The sequence below is a fragment of the Ignavibacterium sp. genome, assembly GCF_025998815.1.
Classification (GTDB): Bacteria; Bacteroidota; Ignavibacteria; order Ignavibacteriales; family Ignavibacteriaceae; genus Ignavibacterium.
The window spans coordinates 814410-826489 of record NZ_AP026678.1; the positions used below are offsets into that span (position 1 = coordinate 814410).

Here is a 12080-nt window from a genome sequence, read left to right on the forward strand (position 1 = left end):
GCTTTCCTTTAAAGTCCAACCTGAATTCCGGCAATAAAATTTCTTTCTGCTGCAGGGAAAAATTCTTTTCCTATTGCATAAGCTGAATAAAGATTATTGAACAAATTATTTACCTGCAAAAAGATTTTTGAATTATCTAAAGCATCAAAAAGTTTGAAGTCATAACTCCCATAAAAATCCATCACAAAATAAGCATCATTAACATTATCAGAATAATCAACAAAGCCAGGGAATCTGTTAAGATAATCTTTCAGATTTTTATCAAAGTTATCCGAGAACATTTTGCCAACATATTTACCACTCAGTTTCAGAAATAAATTATTCTGTTTGAACTGAATTCCAAAGTTTGCAAGCACATCTGGAAATCCGCTGATTTTATTTCCGCTTAAATCTATGAAATCAGAACCACCTAAAAAGTATTTACCATTTTTAATTTCATTATTGCTGTAAGTGAAGTTGCCGAAAACATCCAGCGCGTCAGTAATTTTTGCTATTAATTGTAATTCAACTCCAGCGTGAATTGTTTGATCAACATTTCCTGTAATAGGTTGACCAAATCTATCAACCTGACCTTTGCGAACTATTTCATCATTGAAAATCATATAATAAAAATTAGTTGACGCAGATATAAACTGATTATTGAAGGACAAACCAATTTCAAAATCGTTCATAGTTTCCGGTTTTACAAGTGGTTTAGAAAAATTATATGTTCCATCAGAATTTAATTCAAATTGTGGAACTTCTCCTGCACTCGATTCAGCAGCATCATAATAGTTTTTTAATCTTGGTTCTCGTGTTACTCTTGCAAAAGAGATAAAGGAATTGAATTGATCAGAGATTTTATAATTTATACCTAAACGAGGATTAAAAAAGATATCGCTAATGGAAAAATCATTTCCAACATATCTTTCGTTGTATAATTTGTATTTATGATATGCAACTTGTAGTTCACCAAGTAGATTTATTTGGTCATTCAACTTGTAAGATTCGTGTGCATAGATTGATGCGATATCTTTTGCACCGTTATAAAAATAGTAGTAATAATCTTTTGAAATGTTAGGCGGAAGATTTTCTGCATAGTTAATATTTCCCCAGTGATTAGAGCGATGAATTCTTAATTCTCCACCGACAATCAATTCTCCATTGTCGTGTGAAAAACTTAATCTTGGTATCCATCCATACTGCTTATTTTCGACCTGAGCTCTTATAATCGCATTAGTCGGAATATAATTCGTATCAAATCCATTTGCTCTTAGTCTGAAATAATCATCATAATAAATTGACCAGGAACCATCGTAGTCAAAAAATCCTTCACCAATTACCAGAAATAGTGCAGAGTTAAATTTAACATCATCATTAAACTTATATTCATTCAGAAGTTCAAAATGTGGTTGAGAGAAATTCTCAATTTCTTCTGGTCTTCTGTTAACGGTAAAAGTATAACCGTTTTCATCTGCTTCCCAATAAGAATAATTCGCCCTTCTTAAATTTTTATCTTTAACAGCAAACTTTGCGATACCAGTATATGCAAGTCCATCTGAGATTGGTCCGCCATAAAAATTAATTTGAGAAGTTAATTTGTCATCATATCTGACTGCAGAAAAATGGTAAACATTAAATTTTGCCCAGGATAAATTTCTATATCCTGAGCTTAATATCTGAGATAGTTTTGCATAGAACGAATATTTGTTATCAATCAATCCACTTGCAAATGCAGCGCTGTATTTTCTGGTGTGATAGCTTCCGTAAGATGATGAAAGATTTAGTTTTGCTTTATCAGAAAAAGGAGAAGTGATAATATTGATTGAACCACCAACTGCCGGATATCCAATAACTCCAGAACCAGCTCCACGTTGAACCTGAATTAATTCTGTACTTGCTAATAAATCGGGAAAATCCAGCCAGTAAACATTGTGGTCCTCAGGATCATTTTGCGGAATTCCATTTATTGAAACTGAAATTCTCCTTTGATCAAAACCTCTGATGCTTAAATAATTATATCCGATTCCATTTCCATTCTCAGAATAAAAAGTTGTTGACGGCAGTTGACTGAGGTACTGTGGAATATCCTGAACAACATAGTCTTTCTGAATCTGGTCTCGTTTTATTTTCTCGAAAGTTAAAGGTGTTACTCCCTTTTGACCAATACTCGCTTCTACGAGAACAGTCTGAGAAGGAAGAATTATCCTTTCAAGAAAAAAGGTTTGATTATTTTGAAGTTGAGAGACAGGCAAACTGAGTTGTTTATAACCAAGGTAACTTATAATAAGAGTGTCAGATTCTGAAACTCCTTTAAGAACAAATTTTCCTTGTCGATCAGAAGTTGTTCCTGTTTTATTTTTTGTAAGATAGATATTTGCATTCTGCAATGGGATTGAAGTCTCGGAATCAACAACAATTCCGGATAAATCTTTCTGCTGAGAGAAAGCAGAAAACGATAGAAACAAAAAAAGAAGAATGATTTTACTTTTCATTTTAACCTCCATAAAAGTTTATAAATGAAAAAAGCCGTTGGAAACGGCTTAAAGCAAATCACTCTTCAAGCCCGTTTCCCTACGCTGGCATTACCCAGATCAGGTTTGAGGGTATTATCTCAGATATCCCACAAAGGAAATTGCGGGATAACACCCCTAACGGCTATCGTTAGTTAAATTTGTATTTAGTTAAGTCTTAACCTTTCCCCAACTTTTATATTAGACGAAGTTAAACCGTTCAAAGATTTAAGTCTTGTAACCGGTACATTATAAAACTTCGAAATTGAAAATAAAGTTTCACCTTTCTGAACTATATGGTAATCAGGTTTTGCTTTAGATGTAGTTACATTTTTATTTTCAGAAGAGACAATAAGTTTATCACCTATCTGGATATTGTCACTAGTTAAGTTATTCCATTTTCTCAAATCAGAAACTGAAATATTGTACAAAGCTGCTATTGAAATGATAGTCTCACCTTTTCTGATTATGTGAGTGCCTGATGAATTATTCGAATTTCTTACAGGTTCAACATCTATGTCATTTACACTTGCATTTGAATAAATTTTCAATCTTGAGCCAGCGATTATTTTATTACCTGATAAATTATTCCAATTCTGAATATCAGAAATTTTTACTTTGAACTTTTCAGCAATCTGACCAATTGTTTCACCCGGATTTACTTTATAGTAAGTCAAATTTGAACTGTTCTTTGTTGTAATATCTCCATAAGAAGATGAAGATGATGAAGAGAAAATCTTTAATGTTTTACCTGCAGCAATTGAATTACCTTTCAGTCCATTCCATTTTTTTAATTCTGCTACTGAAACACCAAACTTATCTGCAATCTCACTGAGAGAATCACCTCTTTTAACTTTATATTTGAAGAGATTTGTCGAGGTATTACTTACCAATTCAGTTCGAGATTTATTTGGAGCTCGTCCGTCAGTATAGATTTTCAGCTTTCTTCCAACATAAATTTTATTTCCGTTTATATCATTCCAGTCTCTTAACTGATCAGTGGTTACTCCATAAGAAGAAGCGATCTGATTCAAAGTTTCGCCTTTTTTAATACGATGGTAAACTAAAGCTGATTTCTCAGAATTGTTAGAATTTGTTTTTGAAGTTATTTCTGTTGTTTTATCAAGACTTGCGTAATAATCTTTTTGATTTTCGGGGACAAAGATTGTTAATGTTTCGCCAACTTTTATAGATCTGGTATAAGGAATAGAATTCCAGTTTCTTATATCGCTAACACGACAATTAAACAAATCTGCTATTCCTAATAAACTATCGTTTTTCTTTACCTGGTAAGTTACAGGAACTGTTCCTTCAGGTTGAAGTATTGAAGCTTCTTGTTTTATTTCTTCATCGGTGTTCACATCATTTGATGCAATTTCATTTTCGTTTTGAGTTAATTGTTCAACGGTATTTTCTTCATTACTACTCTTCTCAGAGTCATTTTTTAATAAAGAAGCGTATGGCGATATATATTCATCATTACCATTATCTGAAGCGATTTGAGTGTCTGTATTTTCTGTATAGTCAGTTTGTGTGCTTGCTACCATTACCGGAATTTTTAATTTTAATCCGGCATAAAGTTTTGTCTTAGTCGTGATGTTGTTTGCATCAGCAAGATCAAATTTAGAAACACCATATCTGTTAGCAATTTTTGTAATTGTTTCACCTTTTCTAACGGTATGAACAAGATAATTTCTTCGTGCAGATTCCGGAATGTTTTTAATATTCTCGGCAAATTGTTGAATTGTTCCTCTTGGAATTTTTAATGGATATCCGCCAGGATAATTCATAGGTGTGGATAACTGAGTAAGCTCAGGATTCAAATCAATTAAAGTCTGAAGATCAGTATTTGCACAGGTTGCCAAATAACCGAGATCAATTGCACCTTCAACAGTGTACACATCATATTCATAAGGTTTTTCATAATTGATATTGGTAAAACCATATTTTTCAGGTTCCATTGCAATCATTGAAACAGCAATATAAATGGGGACATAATTCCGGGTTTCCTTCGGCAAATATTTTCTTACTGTCCAATAATCATAGGAGTTTGCTCTGCTTATTGCTCTTCTTACTCTTCCCTCTCCACAATTATAAGCTGCCAATGCCAGATACCAATCTCCAAGTGAGTTATATAAATCCTTTAAGTGTTTAGCTGCCGCATAAGTTGACTTAACGGGATCTCTTCTTTCATCAAAGTAGAAATCAGTTTCAAGCCCATATAGCGAACCAGTCGATTTTATAAATTGCCATAAACCAACTGCAGATGCCCAGGAACGGGCAGTTGGGTTAAGTCCACTTTCCATCATACTTAAGTAAAGAAGTTGCAAAGGTAAACCTTCTTCCTTAAAGACCTGAGACATCATAGGAAAATATTTGCCTGAACGAGAAAGCCAACGGCGCATTGCGTCGCTTCCTTTTCCGGTAAAATAATTTAACCATTGTTCAACATAAGAATTAACTTCGAGTGGAATATCAGCAGGGATTACTAATTTAGGATGAGTATCGTCATCTTTTAATGAGAGTTCAATTTCAGGAACAGCTTTTCTCATCCATTCATCATAAGCAGCGAACGAAACACCTTCAGGTAAATAACTTAATCCATCAATAAAATTTTTATAATCATCAATTATGGAATTCTCAAGTTCTTTATATGCCTCATTCTTTTCAATTCCCGGATAATAACTAAGATTATTTATTATTCTCAAAGCACTCTCATAAAATTCAACAGTTTCATTTATACTATTCAATTCCTGTTTCTTTAGAGCCATCACATAATTTTGTCTCGCTTCTTCCAACAATTCTGAAACTATTCCTGTCTTACTAACATTAGTTTCCTGTTTTAACTCTGTCTGTGTTACTTCTGAACCACTGCATCCCCAAAAATTAAGAATCAGTAGAGCAAATGGTAGTAGAAGAATTTTTTTCATTATTACTCCGGATTATTTTACTTGCAATATAAAATTATCATTTAGTTTTTTCAAGCAAAAAGTTAACTGTTTGTTTATAACTTACTTGCCTGTAACGATTTAAGATTACAATGGGATGTTCCCATGTTTTTTCTTTGGATTCTTGTCAACTTTATTTTTCAATAAGTCAAAAGCTTGAACTAATTTCATTTTGGTCTCTCTTGGATAAATCACATCATCAATAAAGCCACGCTCAGCGGCAATGTAAGGATTCGCAAATTTCTCTATATACTCATTTAATTTTTTATTTAACTCATTTTCAGGATCTTTTGAACTTTCAATTTCTTTTTTAAAGATAATTTCTACCGCACCTTTTGGTCCCATAACGGCAATTTCTGCCGACGGCCAGGCAAAATTGAAATCACCTCTTATATGCTTTGAATTCATCACATCGTAAGCACCACCATAAGCTTTTCTTGTAATCACAGTAACCTTTGGTACTGTTGCTTCGCTAAATGCATAAAGCAACTTTGCACCGTGTCTTATTATTCCTCCCCATTCTTGTTCTGTTCCCGGTAAAAAGCCCGGAACATCTACAAACACCAATAAAGGTATATTGAACGCATCACAAAACCTTACAAATCTTGCGCCTTTAACAGAAGCGTTAATATCGAGCACTCCTGCAAGCACTTCAGGTTGATTGGCGACAATTCCGACCGACATTCCTGACACTCTTGCAAATCCTGTCACTATATTTTCAGCAAAATCTTTGTGAACTTCAAAAAATTCACCATCATCAACAATTAATGAAATTACTTCTTTAATGTCATATGGTTTGTTAGGATTATCGGGAATAATTGTGTCGAGTCTTGGCTCTTCAGATAATTGACTTATATCAAAATCAAATCTTGGAGGTTGATCCATAAAATTGAGTGGAAGATAGCTCAGAAGTTTTCTAACATTCTGAAGCGTTTCAATTTCTGAATCAAATACAAAATGAGCAACTCCTGATTTGATTGCGTGAGTATCTGCACCGCCAAGTTCTTCAAAAGTTACATCTTCGTGAGTTACAGTTTTTACAACATTTGGTCCTGTAACGAACATATAACTTGTATTTCTAACCATAAAAACAAAATCGGTAATTGCGGGTGAATAAACTGCTCCACCTGCACAAGGACCGAGTATTACTGAAATTTGTGGAATAACTCCCGACGCAAGTGTATTTAGTAAGAAAATATCAGCATAACCACCAAGACTATTTACACCTTCCTGAATCCTTGCACCGCCAGAATCGTTCAATCCAATAACAGGAATCCCGGCTTTCATTGCCATATTCATAATCTTAACAATTTTTTCTGCGTGAGTTTCTGAAAGTGAACCACCAAAAACTGTAAAGTCCTGACTAAAAAGCGCAACAGGTCTTCCATCAATTTTACCAAAACCAGTAACGACTCCATCTCCGGGATAATTTACTTTATCCAATCCAAAATTTGTAGCGCGATGTTTTACAAACATATCAACTTCTTCAAATGAGCCTTCGTCCAACAATAGTTCGATTCTTTCCCGAGCAGTTAACTTTCCTTTTTTATGTTGGGCTTCAATTTTATCTTTGCCGCCGCCGAGTAATGCCTCAGCTTTTCGCTTTGCAAGTTCATCAAATTTATCTTTCATTCTGCCCTCAAATTAAATTGAAAAATCTTTGATATTATATCCGGAATGAATATTCATTTTCAATTTGAAATTATTTAGAACCTGATTGAAGTAATCTGATTGTAACATTTCATTCATTGTAGAAAAACTTTTTTCAATCTTCAAACTTTCTGTTATAGTTTTTCCTTCTTTATTAAAAAACATCACCTCATCAGAAAGAAAAATCGCATCTAATAAATTACTTGTAGCCATTAAAAATTTTGAATCAGTTTGAGTAACAACACTTTTTATCATAGAAAATATTTCTGCTTTTGTTAACCAATCCAATTTATTAAATGGTTCATCAAGCAAAATCAGTTTAGGGTTTGAGTATAATGCTCTTCCGAGAGTAATTCTGAATCGAAAACCAAAACTATCTTTATCTGGAATATGGTCTTCGTATCCTTCTAAACCTATAAGACTAATAATGAATTTTGTTCTCTCCTGAGATAATTGATTTTTAGCTATGGCAAATTCGATATTCTTTTTTACACTCATCCACGGAATTGATACTGGTTCAGTTGGAATATAAACAACATTATCGAGTATTTTTTCATTGCCATTTTCATTTACAATTATTTTACCTGAATCAGTAGTAGTTAATCCGGCAATAATTTTTAGTAAAGTTGTCTTACCTGAGCCAAATGGAGCAATCAATGATATGAAATTATTTTCAAGAAAGTTCAGTTCAAAGCTTATTTCATTCAATACTTTTTTATCGAAGATTGATTCTACCAGGTATGATTTGGAAATATTTGATATACTTACAATCATTGTTATTATTTCCAGAAATAAACTTTATGATAAAGTAAGTTCAGAGCTTTTTGAATCGCGAAGACTAACAATGAAACGAAAATTGTGATTGTAAAAATCAATGAAATATCCTGATACTTGAATACAGTTCTGAGAATTCCTCCAACACCCTCTTTCTGTTGAATGAATTCAGTAATGATAATGATACTCCAAATCCGAGAATGGTTTTTAAGCTGATATAAAAAATATTCCGGCTCAATCAGTTTGAAAATAATTTTATTGAGAATTGAAGTTTTATCAACACCGACCGAATTATAGAAATAGAAATAATTTTTATGATTCGAAATATCATATTCTGAAATTTCCATTAAATTTTTCGGTAAGAGAATAATTATTGCAACTATGTACTTATCAAGTATGAAATCAGGAAACCAGGTTAGTATTAAAAGTGCAGTCAGAATAAACGGAATGTGACTAAATATCCAGACTATTGAATGAATTGAACTTGAATAGGATGAATCCTGCTCGACTTTTTTTCTTATCAGATAAGGGAATAAAATTTTTGTGAATAAAAAGTTGAACAAAATTGTTACATATACTGCAGCGAAAGTTGAAATTAAGTTTAATGCAAAATTGTAGTTTTGTAAAAGTTCGGTAAGAGAAAGAAAAATAACCGTCACTGATGGAAAAAATCCATTTAAAGGAAATAGGAATTCGAATAAAGCGATATAAGCAACTAAACTAAAAATTATAATTTTAATCTTATTCGACTTCATTTCAGATATTAGTTAAGAATGGATTTTGTTTTCTTTCGATTCCAATTGTTGAATCAATTCCGTGACCAGGGAAAATTCTTGTATCATCAGGCAAAGTGAGTAATTTAGTTCTGATACTTTGAATCAAAGTATCATAATCACCACCCCAAAGATCAGTTCTTCCAATTGACTGATGAAAAAGTACATCACCCGTTATGCATATTTTATTTTTCTCTGAGTAAAAACAATACTCTCCTGCAGTATGACCCGGTGTGAATAACGGTTTTAATTCTTCCTGACCAAGTCTGATAATTTTTTCTTCAGTAATGAATTCATCAGGTTCAGGTAATTCTTCTAAATCAAAGCCGAACATTTGTCCCTGAGAAGAAGCATTTTTATGCAGAGGTAAGTCTTTTTCAGGAATGAGATATATTACATCATAATTTTCTTTTATGAAAGAAACACCAAGTATATGATCAATATGACAATGAGTGTTAATCAACAGCTTTGGAATCAAGTTTTGTTCTTCAATAAAATTTTTCAATTCGGATTTTTCAAATTCATCATAACATCCTGGATCAATAATAGCAGTTTCCTTTGTCTCATCATCCCAAAGTAAATATGTATTTTCATTGAATGGATTAAATTCAAATGAATGAATTTTTAGCATCGTTATCCTTTGAAATTTTCTCTGATTCTTTTGAATAGTTCTGAGTTATAATTGTGATAATTTTCTTTAGTTTCTTCGAGCGAATCACCACCAAATTTCTCAAGAAAGAATTTAGCAATTGACCAGGCAAGCATTGATTCAGCAATTACAGCACAGGCAGGTACAGCAACGAAATCGCTTCTCTCTCTTCTTGATAAAACTTTTTTCATTTTACTTAAATCTACGGATTCTATCGGAGACATCAGTGTTGCGATTGGTTTCATTGCAGCACGAACAATTATTGGTAAACCTGTTGTTATTCCGCCTTCAATTCCACCAGCACGATTTGTCTTTCTGGAAAATTTATTTTTAGAAATTATAATTTCATCGTGTGATTGAGAACCAAAATTTTCTGCTGAATAAAAACCTGCTCCAATTTCAACTCCTTTAACAGCATTTATTGACATTATTGAATGTGCAATTTCTGCATCAATTCTTCTGTCAAACTGAATAAAGGAACCAAGTCCAACAGGAATTCCAGTTGCAACAACAACAAAAGTCCCACCTAAAGTATCTCCTTTTTTCTTCGCAAGTTTTATTTTGTTAATAATCTTTCGCTCCTGATCAGAATCAAGAACACGCACCAGACTTTTATCAGACTGACTATTTAATTTTTTACCGTTGAATGATTGTGGTAAATAATTATTAAAGAGTTTCTCAGAGAAATCTTCTTTAGAATAAATTCCTCCGATACTTTCGACATAACTTCCAATATGAATTCCGAATTCTTCTAAAAATTTTCTTGCAACTGAACAGGCAGCTACTCTTGCGGCAGTTTCTCTCGCTGATGATCTTTCAATTGAATTTCGAATATCATTAAAATTATATTTAGAAATGCCAACCAGATCAGCGTGGCCGGGTCTTGGAATAGTAATTTTTTCAATTTGCTCATCAATCTCTGTGACTGACATTTTGTTCTGCCAGTTTTCCCAATCATTGTTTTTTATAAGCAATGAAATTGGTGTTCCTAAAGTTTTACCAAATCGAACTCCGGATAGAATTTCAACTTTATCGTTTTCAATTTTCATACGAAGTCCGCGACCATAACCAAACTGTCTTCGTTTAAGTTGATGATTAATATATTCAGAGTTCAATTTAAAATTTGAAGGAAAGCCGTCAACTATTGTTGTGAGAGCTTTTCCGTGAGATTCGCCAGCAGTAAGAAATCTTATCATTTGTTCTCCAGATACTACTTCAAATATAAAAAAAACGCCCGTAAAGAACGGGCGTTTGTAAGGAAAAAATTTTTCTTATTCAGGAATTTCTAATCCAACAAATCTTGAATTACCATCTGCATCCTGTACTTTAAGAAGAACAGCACTTCCTTTTCTGCTTTCAATTAATTTTCTGAATTGCTCCACATCTTCAACGGGCTTTCTATCCGCTTCAACTATAACCAAACCTTTGAATAGTCTCTGATCATCAGCTTTACTGAAACTTTTGACATCAGTTATTATAATTCCTTCAGAAACTTTGTAAGTATCTTTTTCTTTCTGATTAAGATTTCTTACTGTCATTCCTATGTTATCAAGAGAGATGATATCTTTCTTTACACCTTTGTCTGAATCTTTATTATCTTTTTTTGCTACAGGTTCGTTCTTTGATTTTTCATCTCTTGGTTTAAGAGTTACTTTTCTTTCTAATTCTTTTCCATCTCTGAAGATTGTTAATTTAACAGTTGTGCCGGCAGTTTTCGAAGCAACATAACTCTGAAGTTCATTTGGTTTGTTAACTTCTTTTCCATCAATTTTAAGAATAATATCACCGGATTTAAGATCAGTTTCTGAAGCAGCACCGCCTTCAATTATTCCATTGATAATTATTCCTTTTGGTCTGTCTAATCCAACAGATTTTGCAATTGCATTATCAACTTCACCAATGTTAATTCCTATGTAACCTCTGTTAACTTTTCCGTAAGCTATAATTTCCTGTGCAACAGTCTTTGCAAGATTAATTGGGATTGCAAATCCATAACCGATATATGTTCCCGTTCCGCGGGTTGCAATTGCACTGTTTACTCCAACAACAGCGCCGGATAAGTCAACCAAAGCACCACCGCTGTTTCCAGGATTAATAACTGCGTCTGTTTGAATGAAATTTTCAACTCCATAACTATCTCTGATTAAACCAAGCTGTCCGCGACCAATTGCAGAAACTATTCCTGCTGTAACAGTTGAGCTAAGCGATAGCGGATTACCAATTGCCATTACCCATTGTCCAACTTTTAAGTTGTCCGAATCGCCGAGATAAGCTACGGTAAGATTTTTTGCATCTATTTTTATAACTGCTAAATCTGTTAAAGGATCAGTTCCTACAACTTCAGCATCGAAGGTTCTCTTATCAGCGAGATTGACTGTTACTTTTGTTGCTTTTTCAACTACATGATTATTAGTTAATATATAACCATCTTCTGAAATTATGATTCCGCTCCCGCTGCCGCGTTGTTCTTCAGGCAAATCTTTGAATGGGAAAAAGAAAAAGTCTTCGTGTGGATTTTCCCGTTCGGCTACAACTGTAATCTGAACAATTGCAGGAGTTACCTTTTCAGCAACTTCAATGAATGCTTTTGAGAAAGAAGTTGCATCAGCATCAAGATTAACAGGTGGAATTTTTGCACCAAGATTTATATCTGCTAATCCTGGTCGAACAAATCCAAAACCAGATACTAATAAAGCGCCAAAGACAATTCCAATAGAAACCAACAGTATTGCACTTATGATTCCTTTTTTGTTTAGTTTCATTTTATTCCTCCTATCGATAGAAATATTTTATT

General features: G+C 33.2%; 8 protein-coding genes and 1 riboswitch. All 8 genes read right to left on the bottom strand.

Annotated features, from left to right (window positions below):
• Positions 1-8 precede the first annotated feature (8 nt).
• The 8 genes from Q0X14_RS03510 to Q0X14_RS03545 all read right to left on the bottom strand — a co-directional run bounded on the left by Q0X14_RS03510 (position 9) and on the right by Q0X14_RS03545 (position 12048).
• Complete coding sequence (locus tag Q0X14_RS03510) at positions 9-2474, bottom strand: TonB-dependent receptor (protein WP_297842493.1); 2466 nt, start codon at positions 2472-2474, stop codon at positions 9-11.
• Between the two features lie 59 nt (positions 2475-2533).
• Positions 2534-2642, bottom strand: a riboswitch (TPP riboswitch).
• A 17-nt stretch (positions 2643-2659) separates the two neighbouring features.
• The gene (locus Q0X14_RS03515; protein WP_297842496.1) at positions 2660-5422 is read right to left on the bottom strand and encodes a LysM peptidoglycan-binding domain-containing protein; all 2763 of its coding nucleotides are present in this window, start codon (positions 5420-5422) and stop codon (positions 2660-2662) included.
• 105 nt (positions 5423-5527) lie between these two features.
• Entirely contained in the window at positions 5528-7072 is a 1545-nt protein-coding gene (locus Q0X14_RS03520) for an acyl-CoA carboxylase subunit beta (protein WP_297842499.1), read from the bottom strand.
• 12 nt (positions 7073-7084) lie between these two features.
• Entirely contained in the window at positions 7085-7864 is a 780-nt protein-coding gene (locus Q0X14_RS03525) for an ATP-binding cassette domain-containing protein (protein ID WP_297842502.1), read from the bottom strand.
• A 5-nt stretch (positions 7865-7869) separates the two neighbouring features.
• A complete protein-coding gene (locus tag Q0X14_RS03530; protein ID WP_297842504.1) occupies positions 7870-8619 on the bottom strand; it encodes an ABC transporter permease subunit in 750 nt (249 codons plus the stop codon).
• Between the two features lies 1 nt (position 8620).
• A complete protein-coding gene (locus Q0X14_RS03535) occupies positions 8621-9268 on the bottom strand; it encodes an MBL fold metallo-hydrolase (protein WP_297842506.1) in 648 nt (215 codons plus the stop codon).
• Between the two features lie 2 nt (positions 9269-9270).
• Positions 9271-10482, bottom strand: a complete 1212-nt coding sequence (gene aroC, locus Q0X14_RS03540; RefSeq protein ID WP_297842508.1) for a chorismate synthase — start codon at positions 10480-10482, stop codon at positions 9271-9273.
• 75 nt (positions 10483-10557) lie between these two features.
• Positions 10558-12048: a Do family serine endopeptidase gene (locus Q0X14_RS03545; protein ID WP_297842511.1), complete on the bottom strand. Its 1491-nt coding sequence runs from the start codon at positions 12046-12048 to the stop codon at positions 10558-10560.
• Positions 12049-12080 lie beyond the last annotated feature (32 nt).